Here is a 20619-nt window from a genome sequence, read left to right as displayed (position 1 = left end):
GAAAAAGATTGAAGCAAACGCTTGCATGAAATTAAGAAAAGGTCTATGATGGAGTAAAGTCAATTTTAAATAGAGGTAAAAAGATGCAAGAAAAATGGTGGCACAATGCCGTTGTTTATCAGGTCTATCCAAAAAGTTTTAAGGATAGCAATGGAGATGGGATTGGTGATTTACCTGGGATTACCAGTAAGCTAGACTATCTAGCTAAGTTAGGGATCACAGCGATCTGGCTTTCTCCTGTTTATGACAGCCCTATGGATGATAATGGTTATGATATTGCAAATTATCAAGATATCGCGGCTATCTTTGGAACCATGGAAGATATGGATGAGCTGATTGCTGAGGCTAAAAAACGAGATATCCGAATCATTATGGATTTGGTGGTCAATCATACATCAGATGAGCATGCTTGGTTTATCGAAGCTTGTGAAAATCCTGATAGTCCTGAGCGAGACTACTATATCTGGCGTGATGAACCTAACGAATTGGAGTCAATTTTCAGTGGTTCTGCCTGGCAATATGACGAAAAGGCTGGTCAATATTACCTGCACTTTTTCAGTAAGAAACAACCAGACCTTAACTGGGAAAATGAAGAACTACGCCAAAAAATCTATGAAATGATGAATTTCTGGATTGATAAAGGGATCGGTGGATTTCGTATGGACGTTATTGATATGATTGGGAAGATACCTGATCAGAAGATTGTCAACAATGGTCCTATGCTCCATCCCTATCTCAAGGAAATGAATCAGGCTACTTTCGGCGACAAAGAGCTCTTGACAGTAGGGGAGACATGGGGAGCGACACCAGAAATCGCAAAACTCTATTCAGATCCAAAAGGACAAGAACTGTCTATGGTCTTCCAGTTTGAACATATCTGTCTTCAGTATCAGGAAGGACAACCAAAGTGGCACTACCAAAAAGAGCTAAATGTTGGGAAATTAAAAGAGATTTTCAACAAATGGCAGACAGAATTAGGAGTTGAGGATGGCTGGAATTCCCTCTTCTGGAACAACCATGACCTCCCTCGAATCGTCTCTATCTGGGGAAATGACCGAGAATACCGTGAAAAATCCGCCAAAGCGTATGCAATCTTGCTTCATCTTATGAGAGGAACACCTTATATTTACCAAGGTGAGGAGATTGGGATGACCAATTTCCCATTTGAAAGCTTAGATCAAGTAGAAGACATTGAATCTATCAATTACGCTAAAGAAGCGCTTGAACAAGGTGTTCCACTAGAACAAATCATGGACAGCATTCGTGTGATTGGACGTGACAATGCGCGTACTCCAATGCAGTGGGATGAGACAAAAAATGCTGGTTTCTCAGACGGACAACCTTGGTTGGCTGTTAATCCAAACTACGAAGCAATCAACGTTCAGGAAGCACTGGAAAACCCAGATTCTATTTTCTATACTTATCAAAAATTGGTAAACATTCGTAAGGAAAATAGCTGGTTGGTGAGAGCTGATTTTGAACTCCTTGAAACGGCTGAAAAAGTCTTTGCTTACATCCGTAAAGATGGCGACCGTCGATTCCTAGTTGTGGCTAACTTGTCCAACCAAAAGCAAGAGTTCGCAGTTGAAGAATCAATCACATCTGTCTTGATTGAAAATACCTCAGTAGAAGCAGCTTTAGCTACACAGACCTTGGCTCCATGGGATGCCTTCTGTATCGAATTAGCCAAATAAACCCATAAACTCAAGTGTCCAAGATGCTTGAGTTTTTTTCTAAAATAAGTGTAGAAACTTCTTTAATAAATATTAGTTTGAATTTTCTAAAAAATCACCTGAAAACCCTTGCTTTTATATAAAAATAGGGTATAATGGTGAAAAATAGTATTTTAAAGGAGAATACCTATGAAATCGAAAAAGTGGCTCGCAGTAGCAGGGATAACGATGAGCGCAGCTCTTCTTTTGGCGGCTTGTGGTAAGACTGAGAAAAAAGCAGATGCTCCAACAACATATTCATACGTATATGCCGTTGATCCAACAACATTGGACTATAGCGTTACTAGTAAAAGTTCAACATCAGACGTCATTGCCAACTTGGTCGACGGACTCTTGGAAAATGACAAATATGGAAACTTGATTCCATCGCTTGCTGAAGACTGGTCTGTTTCACAAGACGGTTTGACCTACACATACAAGCTACGTAAAGGTGTCAAATGGTATACTTCTGAAGGAGAAGAGTATGCTGAAGTCAAGGCCCAAGACTTTGTGACTGGTTTGAAACATGCTGCAGATGGTAAATCAGATGGCCTAACACTTCTCCAAGACTCTATCAAAGGTTTGGCAGAGTATGTTAGCGGGGAAACAAATGACTTCTCAACAGTCGGTGTCAAAGCAGTTGACGATTACACAGTTGAGTATACCTTGAACAAACCAGAAAGCTTCTGGAATTCTAAGGTGACAACAGCGACTATGCTTCCTGTTAATGAAGAATTCTTAAACTCTCAGGGTAAAGATTACGGTGCAGCAGCTCCTTCAGGGATTCTCTACAATGGTCCGTATATTTTGAAGAACTTCACTTCAAAATCAGTGATCGAGTACGAAAAGAACCCAAATTACTGGGACAAAGACAATGTGAAGATTGATCATGTCAAGCTTACTTTCTACGATGGATCTGACCAAGAATCATTGATTCGTAGCTTTGCGTCAGGCTCATATACGACAGCTCGCCTCTTCCCAACTAGCTCAAGCTTTGATTCAACTAAGAAAGAATACGGCGATAAGATCGTTTATAGTCCACAAGAAGCGACAAGCTATTACTTTACTTTCAACGTAAATCGTCAGTCTTACAATAAAACAGCTAAGACAGATGATGCCCAAAAAACATCAACTAAAGAAGCGCTTCTCAATAAAAACTTCCGTCAAGCAATCAACTTCGCTCTTGACCGTCATGCCTACTCTGCACAGATGAATGGCGAAGAAGGTGCAGACAAGATTATCCGTACCAGCCTTGTGCCTTATGACTATGTTCAGGTTGGTGAAAAGACCTTCGGTGAGTTGGCTCAAGAACAATTGGTAACATACGGAGACCAGTGGAAGGATGTAGCTTTGACAGATGGTAAAGATACCCTTTACAATCCGACAAAAGCAAAAGCAGCCTTTGAAAAAGCAAAATCAGAATTGCAGGCTAAAGGTGTAACCTTCCCAATCCATTTGGATATTCCAGTTGAACAAACTGATGTCATTGCTGTACAGCAGACCAACTCTCTCAAACAGTCTGTCGAAGCAGCGCTTGGAAGTGAAAATGTTGTCATCGATGTACTTCAAATGACTGACAATGAGAAAATGAGCATTACATCTCAAGCTAAAGTTCCTTCTCAAAAAGACTATGACTTGAATGGAACTGGTTGGGGGCCAGACTATCAAGACCCGGCAACCTACCTCAATATCCTAGATGCTAAGAAGGGTTCTGCCCTTAAACACTTGGGTATCACAAAAGGAAAAGATCCAGAAGTCATGGCTCAAGTTGGACTTGATGAGTACAAGAAACTCTTGGATGATGCAGCATCAGAAACGAGCGATCTCAACAAACGCTATGAAAAATATGCCAAAGCACAAGCATGGGTTTCAGATAGCTCACTCCTTATCCCTGTAGCTTCTTCAGGTGGTTCTCCGACAGTTAGTCGTACAGTGCCGTTCACAAAAGCATACTCTCAAGTTGGTATCAAGGGAGATCCATTTGTGTTTAAAGGCTTAGAATTACAAAATGATATTGTAACAGCTAAAGAATACGAAGAAGCTCTCAAAAAATGGCAAAAAGAGAAGATTGAAACAAATGCTAAATATCAAAAAGAGTTAGCAAACCACGTTAAATAGCCTTTGCCAATGAGTAAAGAAATCCAGTTTTTAAGCTGGATTTCTTTTTTGTTTTATTGCCGATGAGAGATCGATTAGTATATAACTTTACTTTTAGGTCAAAATTTGATAAAATAGTTTCATGTCACAAAAGCTAACATAAAAGGAGAAATAAAACATGAAACTGAAAAAACGTTTGATTGGAGCAGGTTTGACACTTGCTGCTGCGGTCCTATTGACAGCATGTGGCCAGTCAGCACCAGACGGTAAAACATACTCGTCTACCTTTGGTGCAGATCCGACAACCTTCAACTATCTCTTGGACTACGCTGGTGATAATACTGCTATTGTAACCAACTTGGTAGATGGTTTGCTTGAAAATGATAACTACGGAAATCTCATTCCTGCTCTTGCAGAAGATTGGAGTGTTTCTAAGGATGGTTTAACTTATACCTACAAACTTCGCCAAGATGCCAAGTGGTATACAGCTGACGGTGAAGAATACGCTCCTCTTAAAGCACAAGACTTTGTAACTGGTATCAAGTACGCTGCTGACAACAAAGGACAAGCTTTAGACTTGATTCAGAACTCTATCAAGGGCTTGGACGATTATGTAACAGGTGCAAATACTGACTTTTCAAATGTTGGTGTCAAAGCCATAGATGACTATACTGTACAATATACCTTGACTCGTCCAGAGCCATTCTGGAACTCTAAGACAACCAACAGTATTTTGTTCCCTGTTAATGAAGAATTCCTAGCTTCTAAAGGAAAAGATTTCGGAACCTTGAAACCTGATAGCATCCTTTATAGTGGGCCATATTTGTTAAAAGATTTTACATCTAAATCATCTATCGAGTATGTGAAAAATCCACATTACTATGACCAAGAAAAAGTAACGATTGAAAAGGTAAAATTGGCCTACTTTGACGGTTCAGACCAAGACTTGACAATCCGTAATTTTGAAAGTGGTGCTTACTCATCTGCTGGTGTCTACCCAAATAGTTCAAACTTTGCAAAGACTAAGGAAAAATATAAGGACAACATCGTCTATAGCTTGCAGGACGCAACTTCTTGGTACTATAATTTTAACGTTAACCGCCAAGCATACAATCATACAGCTAAGACTAGCGATGAGCAAAAGCAAGCAACTCAAGCTGCAGTTTTGAACAAAAACTTCCGTCAGGCAATTAACTTTGCCATTGATCGTACAGCATACTCAGCTCAATCAAACGGTGAAGAAGCAGCTAAAAACACTCTTCGTAACTCGCTTGTACCACCAACTTTCGTACAAGTTGGAGACAAGACTTTTGGTGAAACAGTTGCTTCAAAATTGATCAACTATGGCACACAATGGTCAAATATGAATCTTGAAGATGCTCAAGACGGTTATTTCAATAAAGATAAAGCACAAGCCAAGTTTGCAGAAGCTAAGAAAGAATTAGAATCTCAAGGTGTGAGCTTCCCAATTCATTTGGACTTGCCTGTAGACCAAGTTAACAAGACCTTGCTTTCAGGAACAAACTCAATCAAGCAATCAATCGAATCAACACTCGGTTCTGAAAATGTAGTGGTTGATGTTATCCAAGTATCGACAGATGACTATGCAAATGCTACCTATCAAGCACCAACTCCAGCTGATCATGACTATGATTTGAACCTGGATGGCTGGTCAGCTGATTACCAAGATCCTTCGACTTACCTCAATCCTTTCAACTCTGAAGATGGATTCTATCTCAAGATTTTGGGACTTGATCCAAGCAAGGATGCAAACAAGATTACCAGTCTAGGTTTGGACCAATATACTCAAAAATTAAAAACAGCAGATGCAGAAAATACAGACGTAGCGAAACGCTATGAAAACTACGCAGATGCCCAAGCTTGGTTGATTGATAGTTCCCTTCTAATCCCAGTTGTGTCAAACGGTGGTAGTGCTTCAGTGACTCGTGTGACACCATTTACACGTGCTTACTCACTAGTTGGTATCAAAGGAACTGGAAGCAACTACAAGTACATGAGATTACAGACAGATGTTGTTACAAGCTCTCAATTTGCTGAAGCCAAGGCTAAATGGGAACAAGAACGCAAAAATGCAGTCGAAAAGAGTCAAAAAGACTTTGAAAGTCACGTAAAATAAGTATAAGAAGAGGTTGGGACAAACATCCCAGCCTTATTTTTTATTAGCGATAAGTTTTCGATGTGACAGCTGGTTGGATTTTTTGTTAATTTTTCGGATTTTAGAAATCTTTTTTGGGGAAAATCTTGTATTTCTTATCTACACTCTTCGATAACCCAGTCGATTGTTAAAATATAGTGGGTTGAACTTAGAATAGTACGTTACAGATTCTAAAACATTTTTAGAAATTAATTTGACTTTCCTAGCCCCTTTGTTCACATCCTATTTCAACCCACTATATTGTAGATTTGGAACTAGGAAGTTGAGGTTTGATTTAACAGTTTATAGCCCCGTCTTTTTTAGGTCAGATACTTCCTTCAAGCGACATTTTAGCCATTTCATCATTGGAATTTACTATTCATGTTTTTACGGTGCATAAAAACGGTTACTTAATATATATTGGTGGTATCCAGTACTACTTTGTGATATAATGGAAATAAAAAAACTTTGTAGAGGTGTAAGTTGAGTAGACATTCAAAAGAAAGAAAAACGAGCAAGTTTCAACAAAGCATCAATATCATTTTGTTGTTTGTATATATAGTGCTTGCTTGCTTTTTGCTGTTTTTAATATTTAGATATCATATTTTAGCAATTAGCTATGCCAATGTCCTTATAGCGATTGTTATGATCTTGCTTGCGTTAATAGCTTTATTTTTGATTCTAAAGAGAAAAGCTAAGATCTTCACCATGATTTTACTATTGGTGTCGGTATTTGTTAGTTCCCTTTCTTTGATTGGAGTTCATCAATTCGTTAGCCTAGCAAATCAATTAAATGCAACATCTAACTATTCTAGTTACTCCATCAGTGTTGCAGTTTTGGCGGATAGTGAGATTGGAAATGTCTCAGAATTATCCAGTGTGACGGCTCCGACCAAAACAGATGCAGAAAATATTAAAAAACTGCTCGATGATATTAAGATAAGTCAAAGTAAAGACTTAACGGTTGAAGAGAGTGCTTCCTATCTTGCTGCTTATAAGAGTCTCTTAGCTGGAGAGACCAAGGCAATCGTTTTGAACAGTGTCTTTGAAAATCTGATTGAACAAGAGTACCCAGACCATGCCAAAAAGATCAAGAAGATTTATACAAAAGAGCTAACCAAGAGCGTTGAAGCGCCTAAAGTCTCTCAAAACAAGGCTTTTAATATCTACATCAGTGGGATTGACACATACGGACCGATTAGCTCCGTTTCTCGTTCAGATGTCAATATCATCATGACTGTCAATCAAGAAACCAAGAAAATTCTTCTGACAACAACGCCTCGTGATGCCTATGTGCCCATAGCTGATGGCGGTAATAACCAAAATGATAAATTGACCCATGCAGGTATTTACGGCGTGGATGCTTCCATTCATACACTAGAAAATCTCTATGGAATTGATCTGAATTACTATGTACGACTCAACTTCACTTCCTTCTTGAAATTGATTGATCTCTTAGGTGGTGTCGATGTTTATAATGATCAAGACTTTACATCACTTCATGGGAACTATCATTTCCCTGTTGGAAATGTTCATCTAAACTCTGAGCAGGCTCTAGGCTTTGTTCGTGAACGTTATTCCTTAACTAATGGTGATGGAGATCGTGGACGTAATCAACAAAAAGTCATTGCTGCTATTATTCAAAAACTAACTTCGGCAGAAGCCTTGAAGAATTTTGATAGTATCATGCAAGGCTTGCAAGATTCTGTACAAACCAATATGCCTCCTGAAACCATGGTTAGCTTAGTAAATGACCAACTAGCAAGTGGGGGAAAATATACTGTCATCACTCGAGATCTAAAGGGAACTGGTCGTATGGATCTTCCTTCCTATGCCATGCCTGATAGTAACCTTTACATGTTAGAGGTTGATCCAAATAGCTTAGAGACACTCAAAACAGAGATCAAAGATATTATGGAAGGAAGATAAGATGATTGATATCCATTCACACATAGTTTTTGATGTAGACGATGGCCCAAAGGATAAGGCAGAGAGTATAGCGCTTCTGAAGGAAGCTTATGCTCAAGGAGTTCGTACCATCGTTTCGACTTCTCATCGTCGGAAGGGGATGTTTGAAACGCCAGAGGAGGACATTGCAAGAAATTATAAAGTTGTCAAGGAGTTGGCTAAAGAAATTGCTCCCGACTTAACCATCTTGTATGGAGCAGAGATCTATTACAGTAGTGATGCTTTAAACAAATTAGAGAATCAGCAGATTCCACAGCTAAATGGCACCCGTTACGCCTTGATAGAATTCAGTATGAATACCCCTTATCGTGAAATCCATAGCGCATTAACCAATGTTTTGATGTTGGGAATAACTCCTGTTATTGCCCATATAGAACGTTATGATGCTTTGGAAAATAATGAAAAAAGGGTGCGGGACCTCATCGATATGGGATGTTATACACAGGTCAATAGTTCGAACATCCTCAAACCAAAATTGTTTGGTGATACTTATAAATTCATGAAAAAGCGTGCTCGCTATTTCTTAGAGAGGGATTTGGTCCATATAGTTGCTAGTGATATGCATAATCTAGATGATCGTCCCCCTTATATGCGAGAAGCTTACGAGATAGTGAGCAAAAGGTATGGCCAAGATAAGGCTAGGGAACTCTTCGTGGAAAATCCCGAAAAAGTCATTAAAGATCAAATAATATAGGAGTTAAAATGAAAGAACAAGATACTATTGAAATCAATGTTATTCAGTTGTTAAAGGCGCTATGGAAAAAGAAACTGCTAATCCTTCTTGTAGCCATCGTAGCAGGAGCTGCTGCATTTGCATATAGTAGTTTTGTGGTTGAACCTGAATATAAAAGTACCACTCGCATCTATGTCATTAATCGTTCTCAAGGTGATAAAGCGTTGACAAATCAGGATTTGCAGGCAGGAACATACTTGGTTAAGGACTACCGTGAAATCATTCTTTCTCAAGATGTTTTAGAGAAGGTGGTTTCTGATCTTGGATTAACTATCAATGCAAAAACATTGGCGAAAAAGGTTCAGGTAACAGTTCCCGCAGATACACGTATCGTATCTATTTCAGTTAGCGACCATAAACCAGATGAAGCAAGTCGTATTGCAAATTCTCTTCGAGATGTCGCAGCACAAAAAATTGTTGCTGTAACCCGAGTGTCAGATGTGACTACCCTTGAAGAAGCGCATCCAGCTACTAGTCCTTCATCACCCAATATCCGTCGTAATACCTTAATGGGAATCGGTGCTGGTGCAGGCTTGGTGATTGTCGTGCTTCTACTAGTTGAGCTACTAGATGACCGTGTCAAACGTCCAGAAGATATCGAAGATGTTATGAAAATCTCACTCCTTGGAGTCATTCCAGACCTGAATAAATTAAAGTAAGGGAGAACTTATGGCAAAGTTAGAATTATCACAACAAAAACTGAACTCTGTAAAAAAAGCAGAAGAGTACTACAATGCTTTACGTACAAATATACAACTGAGTGGAAATAACTTAAAGGTTATTGCAGTCACATCAGTCGATCCTAGTGAAGGGAAATCTACAACTTCTACCAATATTGCTTGGGCTTGTGCGCGTGCAGGGTACAAAACACTATTGATCGACGCCGATATCCGAAACTCAGTCATGTCTGGAGTATTCAAATCAAGAGAAAAAATCACTGGTTTGACAGATTATCTGGCTGGCACCCAAGACTTGTCAAACGGCCTTTGTGAAACAAATGTTGAAAATTTATTTATGATCCAATCAGGAGCAATTTCTCCAAATCCAACAGCTCTTTTACAAAGCGCCAACTTTGGAAGTATGATTGAAACCTTGCGTAAATATTTTGACTATATTATCGTTGATACTGCTCCGATAGGAGTCGTGATTGATGCGGCTATTATTGTACAAAAATGTGATGCATCTATTCTAGTCACAGAAGCTGGTGTGGCGAAACGAAGAGAAGTTCAAAAAGCTAAAAGTCAGTTAGAACAAACAGGAATGCCCTTTTTAGGTGTGGTTCTGAACAAATTTAATATTAAACGTGAAAAATACGGTTCTTACGGTTCATATGGTTCATACGGGAAAAAATAAAATGAAGTAAGGGAGTTTAGTATGGAGGGAAGAGGTTTCTATAATGTAACTTTGGCATTCTTACAGAGTATTCTTGTTAGTTTATTAGCTTATATACTGATTGCAATTTCAGAAACTGATATTGTTCTCAATACAGTGCTTGTCCTTTTTTTTCTACACTTTGCAGCCTTTTACATTAGTGGCTACGGTAAGGATTTTTTCAAACGAGGTCAGTATGTTGAGTTAGTAGAAACGGTCAAATACATCCTCTTTTATGCCTTGTTGATTAGTTTTTCAAGTTTCTTCCTAAAAGAGAAATTTGTGATTTCTAGACGAGGGATGCTCTATCTGCTTTCCTTGTATGGTGTTTTGAATTATCTACTCAGTTTCTTTGTGAAGCGTTATTGGAAAACCTTTAACCACAATTTGAAGAGCAGTCGTAAAATTTTGTTGATCACAGCGATGTCTCGTACCGAAAGAGTAATGGACCGATTATTAACTGCTAACGATGTTCAAGGGGAACTAGTCGCTGTATGTGTCCTAGATATGCCAGAATTCACTCATGAAAAGGTGACGGTTGTTCCAAGGGAACAGTTGCTCTCTTATGCAACGCACGAGGTAGTTGATGAAGTTTTTGTCAATCTTCCAAGTGAGGACTATGACATCGGGGCTATTATTTCTCAGTTTGAAACGATGGGAATCGATGTTACAGTCAATCTCAATGCTTTTGATAAAAACTTAGGTCGAGATAAACAAATCCATGAGATGGCGGGCTTGAACGTAGTGACATTTTCTACAAATTTTTACAAGTCGAGCCATGTGATTGCTAAACGAATCCTTGACATTTGTGGTGCTATTGTTGGATTGATCTTTTGTGGGATTGCTAGCCTATTTTTAGTTCCCATGATTCGAAAAGATGGTGGGCCTGCAATCTTTTCACAAACTCGTATCGGAAAAAATGGTCGTCACTTTACCTTTTATAAATTCCGTTCGATGCGAATCGATGCTGAAGCGATCAAGGAACAGTTGATGGATCAAAATACGATGCAAGGTGGTATGTTTAAGATCGATAACGATCCTCGAGTGACTAAGATTGGGCAGTTTATCCGAAAAACTAGCTTGGATGAATTGCCACAATTTTGGAATGTTTTGATTGGCGACATGAGTCTGGTCGGTACACGCCCACCAACTGTAGATGAGTACGAAAAATACACACCTGAACAAAAACGTCGTCTCAGTTTCAAACCTGGTATTACAGGTTTGTGGCAAATTAGTGGTCGAAGTGAAATTACAAACTTCGATGAAGTCGTGAAACTGGATGTGGCTTATATCGATGATTGGACTATCTGGAAAGATTTTGAAATATTGCTAAAAACTGTAAAAGTTGTGTTGATGAGAGATGGAGCGAAGTAAGGGATGACAAATAGAATCAAAGTTTTAGGTATTAACATTGATCCTCTTACGATGAGGGAAACAGTGGACACTGTTGAACAATACGTACTGGGGAAAAGAGCATTACATTTAATGGGAGTTAATGCTGATAAAATTAATCAGTGCCATACAGATGAGAAAATCAAAAAAATTGTTAATGACTCAGGAATCATAAATGCCGACGGCGCTTCCGTTGTTCTTGCAAGTAAGTTTTTAGGAACACCTGTTCCTGAACGGGTGGCAGGGATTGATTTGATGCAATCTCTTTTAGAGTTATCGAATAATAAAGGATATTCAGTATACTTTTTTGGAGCAAAAGAAGAGGTTTTACAAGATATGCTCAAAGCATTTAAGAATGATTATCCTAATTTGATAGTTGTTGGACACAGAAATGGTTATTTTTCTGCAGATGATGAGCAAGATATTCAAGAAGATATTCGTAAAAAGAACCCTGATTTTGTGTTTGTTGGTATTACGTCTCCTAAAAAAGAATATATTATTCAAAAATTTATGGATAACGGTGTCAATTCAGTATTTATGGGAGTTGGTGGTAGTTTTGATGTCTTGTCTGGTCATATCCAACGAGCACCTCTATGGATGCAAAAGTCAAACCTTGAGTGGTTGTTTCGTGTAGCAAATGAGCCTAAACGTCTTTTTAAGCGTTATTTTGTAGGGAATGTTTCATTCATAGGAAAAGTTTTAAAAGCGAAAAGGGGATATAAATTTTGAACCAGACAGAGATGATTCGCTTAATTCAAAAAGTTGAATTAGATGCTATAAAAGAGTTTCAAAAAATTTGTAAAGAGAATAATATAGACTTCTTCCTCCGTGGAGGTAGTGTACTTGGGGCAGTCAAATACGATGGCTTTATTCCATGGGATGACGACATGGATATCGCAGTACCTCGTGAAGGCTACGATAGACTTCCGGAAATTTTTAAGGATAGAATTATCGCAGGCAAATATCAGGTTCTTGCTTATCAATACTGTGATACGTTGCATTGCTACTTTCCTCGCCTATTCCTTTTGGAAGATGAAAGAAAACGTTTGGACTTGCCACGAAATACCAATTTAGGATTGCATTTGATTGATATCATTCCTTTGGACGGTGCTCCAAATCATTCGTTTTTAAGAAAGCTTTACTTTGGTAAAGTATACTGGTATCGTTTTTTAGCAAGTTTAGGAACAACCTATGTTGGCGACCATGTGGATATGCATTCCGCTAAGCAAAAACTAATTATTGGTTTCTTTAAAAAACTAGGATTTGCAAAACTATTTCCTCAAAATTATGTGTACAGACGTTTGGATAATCTCTATAAAAAGTATGATTGGAAAAAGCAGCAGTATGCTGGGACTATCAATGCTTCTTTATTTGCTAAAGAAGTTATGCCGGTAGAGATTTGGGGAGAAGGAGTAGAGAAGCCTTTTGAGGATACCTTCTTTAAAGTTCCAACGGAGTATGACCGCTACCTTAAAAGACTTTACGGAGAAAACTATCTTCACGAAGAGCCTAGTGATGATGAAAAGAAATCGCATTTAGGAGGACACTAATTTGTTTTGTTATATTATTTTGCATTACAAAGTCTTAGAAGAAACTATTTCTTGTGTTAAATCTATAAAAGAAGGCAATTCTAATGCAAAGCAAATCGTTATTATTGATAATTTCTCTAATAATGGTACTGGTGAAAAACTACAAGAGCTTTATGAATCAGATTCAGAAATTGATGTTTTGATTAACCATGAAAATGCTGGTTTTGCTCGTGGAAATAATGTAGCTTATCAATTTGCTAAGGAAAAGTATAACCCCGATTTCATGGTTATCATGAATAACGATATTGAGATAGAAACAGAAGATTTTGAAAAAATCGTGACAGATATCTATAGTGAGGAGAAATTCCATTTGCTCGGGCCAGATATCTTCTCGACTACTTACCAACTTCACCAAAACCCAAAACGGTTGACACATTATACTTATGAAGAAGTTAAAGCTCTAAATGAAAAATTTAAAAAGGGGAGCCAAGTTAGTCTAGCTTTAAAAATCAAATGTTGGTTGAAAGCTAGTAAAGCTCTTCGAACAGCAATCTATCAAAATAGACGTAAAAAAGGATCAGTAGACTATAGGAAACAGGTAGAAAATCCAATTCTTCATGGTTCGTTTATTGTATATTCGAGAGATTTTATCGAAAAAGAGGAGTATGCTTTTAACCCTAACACCTTCTTCTACTATGAAACAGAGATATTAGATTATGAAGCTGAATTAAAAGGATACAAGAGAATTTACACACCGAAGATTAAGGTATTGCACCATCAAAATGTTGCAACTAATCAGGTTTATACAAACTTAGTAGAAAAAACTTTGTTTTCAAACAAATGCAACTTTGAATCCACTAGTTATTTTTTAACTTTAATGGAGAAAAATAAAATTAGTCGGTAATTATTAAAAATGAATAAAAAAATGATGAAAAAAATTTTATATGTGACAAATGTTGATTGGAATTGGATAAAACAGCGTCCACAATTTATTGCAGAAAGCTTATCTAATTTTTATGAGATACTAGTTCTGTATCGCTATTGGTATAATAGAAAAGGGTTGACTGAGGATAGAAATACTAACATTACAAATATATCACGTATTTATGCCCTGCCTTTTGTTAATAGGTCACCTAAACTAAAGAAACTGAATGATAAAATTGTTGCTTGGAATATTCGAAGAAAAGTTAAGGCTTTTAAACCAGAATATGTATATTTGACAAATCCAATGCAGTTTGCCTCTCTTGTAGACAATTCAGAGCAAAAAATAATATATGATTGTATGGATTATCATGTGGCTTTTATAGAAGATAGAGAAGAACGCCAGCGATTAAAGGATTTAGAAGAGAAACTGGTCAATAGAGCTAATTTAATCTTGGTTTCGAGTGAGAAATTAAGAGAAAATATTGTTTCTGATTATAACTTGGAAGAACAGGTTGATAAAATAGTGGTTGTTAGAAATGGTTATAATGGTAAAATCTTAAGCATTCCTACTCAGCATAAAAAGAATAACCAAAAGCTTGTACTTGCATATGTTGGAACTATCAGTCATTGGTTTGATTTTGATATCATTTTAAGAAGTTTAGAAGATTTTGATAATATTGAATATAAGTTGATTGGTCCGATTAGCAAAGCTGTTATTCCTGAACATGATAGAATTCATTATGTAGGAAGTGTACCACACGAGAAGATTTATCAGTATATTGAGAATGCAGATGTTATGATTATGCCGTTTCAAATTAATGATATTGTTGAAGCAGTGGATCCAGTTAAGTTATATGAATATATCAATTTTAATAAAAATATACTTACGGTATGTTATAAGGAAATTCTGAGATTTGAACCATTTGTATACATGTATTCAAATTATTCAGATTACCAAATGAATCTGGTGCAATTGATTGAAAATAATAATTTGAAATATGACAGTATAGCTAGAGAAGATTTTTTGAAAAGTAATACTTGGGAAAAAAGAGCGGAGATGATTCATCAGCTGATTAATCAGTTGTAATTTTTTGTGGAGAGATGAATGAAGAGACAGAAGTTTGAATTTATAGAGATTCTATACTATTTTACAGTGATGCTATCAGTGGGAATGTTTCTTATGTTTTCCCTCAACTTATATTGGCACAGAAACTTATTAACTATTTTATCTATTGCACTCTTATTTTTAATGATTCCTATACTGATTGTTAATGCTAAAAGAATTTCTAAATCAGCTTTTATCTATGGTACTTTTTTATCTATATGTATTATATATGAGATATTAAGAGCTAAAACTCTTTATAATTATAGTGTGAGTAATATTTTTCTGGCATCCCGGCAATATATATGGATTTTTCTATTTTTTGTATTGATTTACCTTTTTAAAAACAAACAAGAAAACATGAGAAAAATTTTAGATAATACACTCAATATTTTTATGTTTTCTCTTGGGATTAGAGCATTCACTTGGTTTTTATATACATTATTTCAAGTTGAATTATTTCCATCTATTTTAAGAGAATTCGGAGATTTGTGGTATCGAAATGAATTTTCGGTACGAATAGATGGAACGCCATTAATTATAGTAGGTTTGCTAATCTCCGCTTTTTTCTATTTTAAATTTGGAAATAGGAAATACTTTTATTATTTGTTCTTGATATTAATGTATATAACATTTGTAAATCAGACAAGAATGCTACTGGTTTCTGTTTTGATTTCAATTTTCCTCATGTTTGTATATTCTAGAAAAACTTCTAGATTGCTCACCTCTTTAAGTTTTATAACTGTAATTATAGTATTCGTTTATGGAGGTGGATTGGATTATATTAAAGCGTATTTAAATATAGATACTGGATCATTTGATATGGGGTTAGGATTTAGATACTGGGAGTTGAAATACTATCTTGGTTTATTAGCTAATGATGTATGGAAACTAGGAGTTGGAATTCTAACATCAAGCAACATAAATAGTAATTTTATTTTGGCTGGACCAGGTGCCGTTAAGATGTATCTAGATGATTTAGGTTTTTTAGAGTTATTCGTTCAATTTGGTGTAGCTGCAATTTTTATGTATGGTTATATATTTTATAAAATAATCAATTTAATTCTAAGAATGTCAAATGATAAATATAGAGTTGACCGAGCCTTTTTTATTGCACTCTTAACTAATTTAATAATTACTTCAATTTCTTTAAATATCTTTGGCGCGCAGAGAAGTTTCTCATTGGCAATTGTTCTTGCATTAATATTCTACTATGACTATAGGCTAAAAAATGACATAGAAAATTAGGTGTATAATGGATAAAGTATGTATAGTTATTCTCAATTATAATAATTATGAAGATACGATTGAATGTGTACAAAGTTTGAGAAGTACTATAAAATCAAATGAGTATGACATCGTGATTGTAGATAATAATTCGGTTAATGATAGTGTCAAAGAGTTATCCAGGGCGCTATCCCCTATTAAGATTATTACTAGTTTAGAAAATAGAGGATATGCGAATGGAAACAATATTGGAATAAAGTATGCTGAGGATAATGGATATGATTACATTTGTATATTAAACAACGATACACTAATTGAAGTTGATTTTTTGGAATCGTGTAAACGAGAACTAGAAGATGATTCCTCTGTTGCTTTTGTTAGTCCAGTGTTAGTTGAATATAAAAATAATAACTTGGTACAATCTACAGGTGGTGATATTTTTATTAATAGAGGAATTGTAACTTTAAAAAATCATGGTGCTCAGAGAGACAAACTTCCTTCTAAAATCGAAAGTGACTATATTGGGGGAGCATGTTTGATGTTTAAAACCTCTATCTTGAAAATTATTGGATATATACCTGAAAGCTATTTTCTATTTTATGAAGAAACAGAATGGTGTTATAGAGCTAAAAAAATAGGCTATAAGAATATATGTCTTACTCAAAGTTATGTTTATCATAAAGGTTCGGTCTCTATAAAAGCGGTCAATGGACTTCAAGAATATTTAATGGCAAGAAATAGAGTTGTATTTGTTCGAAGAAATGTAAATAGTAAACTAAGGTATACTGTTTTCTTGTTCTATTTATTCCTGCAACAACTTTATCATTGTTTCTTGAGAAGAGATTGTTCTAGAAGAAAGTATAAATATTATTTAGATGGTGTATTTAATAGAATTGATCCATCCTATCCATTTATTTTCATAAACGAATAAGTTACTGCTTATAACTGTAGATGCACTAAGATAATTAGATTAAATAAGCAAAGAGAGTGGTCATTATAGGATCATAATTTAAAATAGTTAGGTGAAACATGGAAGTGTTTGATATATCTCAAATAAAAACAAAAATAGTTGCATTTGATTTTTTTGATACTGTTGTACATAGGAATTGTCATCCTGAGCAAACTTTGTATCAGTGGGCTAAGGAAATGGCTTTGGAGCTGAATTTTGATGTATCTCCTGCAATATTATACAAGATCAGAAAAAGTGTCGAAAACAATAAAGAGTTAGGCACTGAAGAAATGTGTTATCTAGATCTTTTGTCTGGAATATATAATGAAATTAAAGATAAGATAAAAAATACATCGAAAGAAGAGTTTATTCATAGAGCTAAAATTCTAGAGTTGAAAATTGAATTACAACATATTTACTTGGATTCGGAAATTAAAGAAGTTTTACAAAAATTGAAAAGTGATTCAAAACAGATTATCTTAGTTTCGGATTTTTATACTGATAGAGAATTAATAGAAACTATATTAAAAAAATTTGAAATTTTTGATTATTTTTCTTCTATCTATATTTCGAGTGAGAAAGCTTGCCGTAAATCCACAGGAAATTTATATAAGCTAATTTTGAAAGAATTAAATTTAAATCCTACAGACATTACCATGATAGGAGATAATTATAAATCTGATTATGAAGTACCGCGTTCTCTAGGATTAAATGCTATTTACAGACAATACATAGATAAAAATACAACAGTAGCAGAGAAAGAATTGGTAAGACTCTATAATCAAATTTTATTTTCTAACAGTAAAAAAGCACCGTTTAATATTTTTTTAGCTGACATCGTATTCTTTATTTCGAAATTGCATAAAAAGATGATTCAAGATGATGTTCAAATAGCACTCTTTTGCTCAAGAGAAGGACAGTTATTGAAAAGACTTTTTGATATATATCAAGATACTTTTTTTGGGAAAAATCAAAAGATTTGTACAGAATATTTTTATGTTTCTAGACGATCGACATTATATTCTTCTTTTACTTCTTTAGAGAATGAAGAATTTGAGATGATTTTTCGTCAATATAAAAAAATTACATTACAAAATTTCTTATTAAACTTGAACTTTGCTAATAATGAAATCACATCGATTTGTCAAGATTTAAAAGAGAAACCAACATATGTATTAACAGTAGACGATCATTTATTAGAGAAACTAAAAAAACATCCTCAGTTCATTACGAAGTTCAATAAAGAGAAAAAAGACAGTCAATTACTACGTGATTATATAGAACGTTTAACTAAAAACCAAAATGAAGTATATTTAGTCGATGTGGGTTGGAAAGGAACGATACAAGATAGTATCAAAAAGGCTCTTCCAGACAAGAGAATAGTAGGTTATTATCTAGGATTGATGCTCAATGTTTACTCAGTAGAAAATAAAACGGATAAAACTGGTCTATTATTTTCTGATTATCCAAATAAATCGGAATTTTATGATATTGTGAGTAGAAATTTTGAATTTTATGAAGATATTTTTGTAGCAGATCATGGTCCAGTTTTGAAATATAAAAAAGATAGTGAAATTATTCCCATTCTTGAAGATGATAAGAAACATGTGAGTATTTATCAGGCAGTTAAAGATTATCAAGAAGAGTTAGTATTTGGATTTTCAGAAATTTTGGAAGCTTATAAGAAAATGAAGTTTCTCCCTTTTGAACAAAAAAATCTATGGCTAATGATGTCGCTAAAAAAAGAATGTATTTATATACCTAAGTTACAATCATTTTCTGAATCTTTAAAAGAAAAAGTTGTTGAAAATTTTGGTGAGATAGTAACTCTTAAGACTACGAAAAAATCTTTAAAAACGTTATTAAGAGAGAAAAGCGATCTACTTTGGGTTGATTTCGTTTATAGATTGTTTGGTGGTGTCAATTTCCTATTTATTCCAGAATTATATACAAGAGTTATATTTTTATTGAAATATTTAGATTTGCAATTGAGGTTGAAAAATTATGGGGAATAAATCCATAAAGTTGAATGCATTATTAAATATTGTCCTGACGCTATCAAATATCATCTTCCCATTAATCACTTTTCCTTATATATCTAGAATATTGAATCCAACTGGTATAGGTTTAACTTCATTTTTTAGTTCAATAGGGAATTATGGTATTTTACTTGCTTCTCTGGGAATTTCAACTTATGGTATCAAAGCAGTAGCAAGTGTTAGAGATGATAGAGACAAGTTGTCAAAGGTAGTGCAGGAGTTAATGATTATAAACGTTGCTATGTCTATAATAACAACTGCAATACTATTATTTTTGACTATATTTATAACACAATTGAATAAAGAATTTTCACTCTTATTGCTCACATGTGGGACAATTTTATCTTCTCCTTTTGCCTTAAATTGGTTGTATAGTGGAATGGAAGAGTATACTTATACTACTACCCGGTCAGTAGTGTTTAAAATCCTATCATTAATATTGATTTTTCTACTTGTGAAAAGGCCAGAGGATTATATTGTTTTTGCTAGTATTTCATTGTTTTCTTCTCTAAGTTCAAATATCTTAAATCTATGGCATAGCCGACATTTCATTAATGTTAAATTATATAAAAATTTACAATTTAAACATCATTTTAAACCAATGTGGTATTTATTTGCCTCATTACTTGCAGTAAATATTTATACTAATTTAGATACAGTTATGCTCGGTTTTATTAATGGTAATGAGGCTGTGGGATACTATTCTGTGGCATCAAAGGTTAAGTGGATTTTGCTTTCTCTTATTACATCTATTAGTGCAGTTTTGCTACCGAGACTTTCATTTTATATTAGTAAAAATGACACCTCGAATTTTAGAAAAATATTAAAGGAGTCATCTGCGGTTATATTTTTTATTGCGATTCCATTGATGGTATTCTTTATTGTAGAGGCGAAAGATAGTATCTTATTACTAGGAGGAAGTCAGTATCTTCCTGCGACTTTAGCCATGCAAATACTTATGCCAATTTTACTTATTTCTGGTTTTTCGAATATTACAGGAAATCAAATATTGATTCCAATGAATAGAGAAAAATATTTTATGGTTGCAGTAACGATTGGTGCTGTGATTAATCTTATTTTGAATCTACTGTTAATGCCTAAGTTTGGAATTATTGGTGCTTCTGTCGCAACTCTTTTTGCGGAATTGTCGCAGATGATGGTACAACTACATTTTTCAAAAGAATATTTAGTATCAAATATATCGATAAAGAGTTTGGTTAATGTGATAATTGCAACAGTTGTTTCTACAATACCACTAATCATTTTGAATCAGCTGATAACGATAACTATACCATTTTATTCTCTAATGCTAGCAGGTGTTGCTTTCTTTTCATTATATTTAGTAATTCTGCTTTTATTAAAGGAGGAAGTGACGATTCAATTATTTTCTCTTATTGCAAAGAAGAAGTAAATTGGTCAGA

Annotated in this window: 16 protein-coding genes; all 16 read left to right on the top strand. The window is 34.9% G+C overall.

All coding sequences use genetic code 11. From position 1 onward, the window contains the following. Positions 1 to 83: 83 nt before the first annotated feature. Positions 84 to 1694, top strand: a complete 1611-nt coding sequence (locus tag ADH90_RS06760) for a glycoside hydrolase family 13 protein (RefSeq protein ID WP_049530545.1) — start codon at positions 84 to 86, stop codon at positions 1692 to 1694. 168 nt (positions 1695 to 1862) lie between these two features. Next, entirely contained in the window at positions 1863 to 3830 is a 1968-nt protein-coding gene (locus tag ADH90_RS06755) for a peptide ABC transporter substrate-binding protein (protein WP_049530544.1), read from the top strand. A gap of 157 nt (positions 3831 to 3987) precedes the next feature. Further along, on the top strand, positions 3988 to 5946 hold the full coding sequence (locus ADH90_RS06750) for a peptide ABC transporter substrate-binding protein (protein WP_049530542.1): 1959 nt from the start codon (positions 3988 to 3990) through the stop codon (positions 5944 to 5946). Between the two features lie 501 nt (positions 5947 to 6447). Continuing rightward, positions 6448 to 7893, top strand: a complete 1446-nt coding sequence (locus ADH90_RS06745) for an LCP family protein (protein ID WP_049530540.1) — start codon at positions 6448 to 6450, stop codon at positions 7891 to 7893. A gap of 1 nt (position 7894) precedes the next feature. Continuing rightward, positions 7895 to 8626, top strand: a complete 732-nt coding sequence (gene cps4B / locus ADH90_RS06740; protein ID WP_049530539.1) for a capsular polysaccharide biosynthesis protein Cps4B — start codon at positions 7895 to 7897, stop codon at positions 8624 to 8626. An 8-nt stretch (positions 8627 to 8634) separates the two neighbouring features. Continuing rightward, on the top strand, positions 8635 to 9324 hold the full coding sequence (locus tag ADH90_RS06735) for a CspC family polysaccharide chain length determinant protein (protein ID WP_049530537.1): 690 nt from the start codon (positions 8635 to 8637) through the stop codon (positions 9322 to 9324). 10 nt (positions 9325 to 9334) lie between these two features. Next, positions 9335 to 10018: a tyrosine-protein kinase gene (locus ADH90_RS06730; protein ID WP_049530535.1), complete on the top strand. Its 684-nt coding sequence runs from the start codon at positions 9335 to 9337 to the stop codon at positions 10016 to 10018. A 21-nt stretch (positions 10019 to 10039) separates the two neighbouring features. Then, positions 10040 to 11410 carry a sugar transferase gene (locus tag ADH90_RS06725; protein ID WP_049530534.1) on the top strand — a complete coding sequence of 457 codons (1371 nt, stop codon included), beginning with the start codon at positions 10040 to 10042 and terminating at the stop codon, positions 11408 to 11410. A 3-nt stretch (positions 11411 to 11413) separates the two neighbouring features. Beyond that, on the top strand, positions 11414 to 12157 hold the full coding sequence (locus tag ADH90_RS06720; RefSeq protein ID WP_049530532.1) for a WecB/TagA/CpsF family glycosyltransferase: 744 nt from the start codon (positions 11414 to 11416) through the stop codon (positions 12155 to 12157). Further along, entirely contained in the window at positions 12154 to 12978 is an 825-nt protein-coding gene (locus ADH90_RS06715) for a LicD family protein (protein WP_049530531.1), read from the top strand. Before ADH90_RS06720 ends, ADH90_RS06715 begins: the two co-directional genes overlap by 4 nt. A 1-nt stretch (position 12979) precedes the next feature. Next, on the top strand, positions 12980 to 13861 hold the full coding sequence (locus ADH90_RS06710) for a glycosyltransferase (protein ID WP_049530530.1): 882 nt from the start codon (positions 12980 to 12982) through the stop codon (positions 13859 to 13861). Positions 13862 to 13885: 24 nt separating this feature from the next. Further along, complete coding sequence (locus tag ADH90_RS06705) at positions 13886 to 14968, top strand: glycosyl transferase (RefSeq protein WP_049530601.1); 1083 nt, start codon at positions 13886 to 13888, stop codon at positions 14966 to 14968. Positions 14969 to 14986: 18 nt separating this feature from the next. Continuing rightward, positions 14987 to 16231 carry a hypothetical protein gene (locus ADH90_RS06700; RefSeq protein ID WP_049530529.1) on the top strand — a complete coding sequence of 415 codons (1245 nt, stop codon included), beginning with the start codon at positions 14987 to 14989 and terminating at the stop codon, positions 16229 to 16231. 7 nt (positions 16232 to 16238) lie between these two features. Next, positions 16239 to 17141 carry a glycosyltransferase family 2 protein gene (locus tag ADH90_RS06695; protein ID WP_049530528.1) on the top strand — a complete coding sequence of 301 codons (903 nt, stop codon included), beginning with the start codon at positions 16239 to 16241 and terminating at the stop codon, positions 17139 to 17141. A 98-nt stretch (positions 17142 to 17239) separates the two neighbouring features. After that, positions 17240 to 19174, top strand: a complete 1935-nt coding sequence (locus ADH90_RS06690; RefSeq protein ID WP_049530526.1) for an HAD-IA family hydrolase — start codon at positions 17240 to 17242, stop codon at positions 19172 to 19174. Then, entirely contained in the window at positions 19164 to 20609 is a 1446-nt protein-coding gene (locus ADH90_RS06685) for an oligosaccharide flippase family protein (protein WP_049530525.1), read from the top strand. Before ADH90_RS06690 ends, ADH90_RS06685 begins: the two co-directional genes overlap by 11 nt. Positions 20610 to 20619: the final 10 nt, after the last annotated feature.

The organism is Streptococcus pseudopneumoniae (genome assembly GCF_001073085.1).
Classification (GTDB): domain Bacteria; phylum Bacillota; class Bacilli; order Lactobacillales; family Streptococcaceae; genus Streptococcus; species Streptococcus pseudopneumoniae_M.
This window is presented reverse-complemented; position numbering and strand designations above follow the sequence as displayed.

What these genes read in the sequence shown, in the direction of transcription:
- ADH90_RS06725 (WP_049530534.1), top strand. Translation starts at nt 10,040, where the DNA reads ATGGAGGGAAGAGGTTTCTATAATGTAACTTTGGCATTCTTACAGAGT.
- ADH90_RS06720 (WP_049530532.1), top strand. Translation starts at nt 11,414, where the DNA reads ATGACAAATAGAATCAAAGTTTTAGGTATTAACATTGATCCTCTTACG.
- ADH90_RS06735 (WP_049530537.1), top strand. Translation starts at nt 8,635, where the DNA reads ATGAAAGAACAAGATACTATTGAAATCAATGTTATTCAGTTGTTAAAG.
- ADH90_RS06760 (WP_049530545.1), top strand. Translation starts at nt 84, where the DNA reads ATGCAAGAAAAATGGTGGCACAATGCCGTTGTTTATCAGGTCTATCCA.
- ADH90_RS06705 (WP_049530601.1), top strand. Translation starts at nt 13,886, where the DNA reads ATGAAAAAAATTTTATATGTGACAAATGTTGATTGGAATTGGATAAAA.
- ADH90_RS06685 (WP_049530525.1), top strand. Translation starts at nt 19,164, where the DNA reads ATGGGGAATAAATCCATAAAGTTGAATGCATTATTAAATATTGTCCTG.
- ADH90_RS06755 (WP_049530544.1), top strand. Translation starts at nt 1,863, where the DNA reads ATGAAATCGAAAAAGTGGCTCGCAGTAGCAGGGATAACGATGAGCGCA.
- ADH90_RS06695 (WP_049530528.1), top strand. Translation starts at nt 16,239, where the DNA reads ATGGATAAAGTATGTATAGTTATTCTCAATTATAATAATTATGAAGAT.
- ADH90_RS06690 (WP_049530526.1), top strand. Translation starts at nt 17,240, where the DNA reads ATGGAAGTGTTTGATATATCTCAAATAAAAACAAAAATAGTTGCATTT.
- cps4B (WP_049530539.1), top strand. Translation starts at nt 7,895, where the DNA reads ATGATTGATATCCATTCACACATAGTTTTTGATGTAGACGATGGCCCA.
- ADH90_RS06750 (WP_049530542.1), top strand. Translation starts at nt 3,988, where the DNA reads ATGAAACTGAAAAAACGTTTGATTGGAGCAGGTTTGACACTTGCTGCT.
- ADH90_RS06700 (WP_049530529.1), top strand. Translation starts at nt 14,987, where the DNA reads ATGAAGAGACAGAAGTTTGAATTTATAGAGATTCTATACTATTTTACA.
- ADH90_RS06730 (WP_049530535.1), top strand. Translation starts at nt 9,335, where the DNA reads ATGGCAAAGTTAGAATTATCACAACAAAAACTGAACTCTGTAAAAAAA.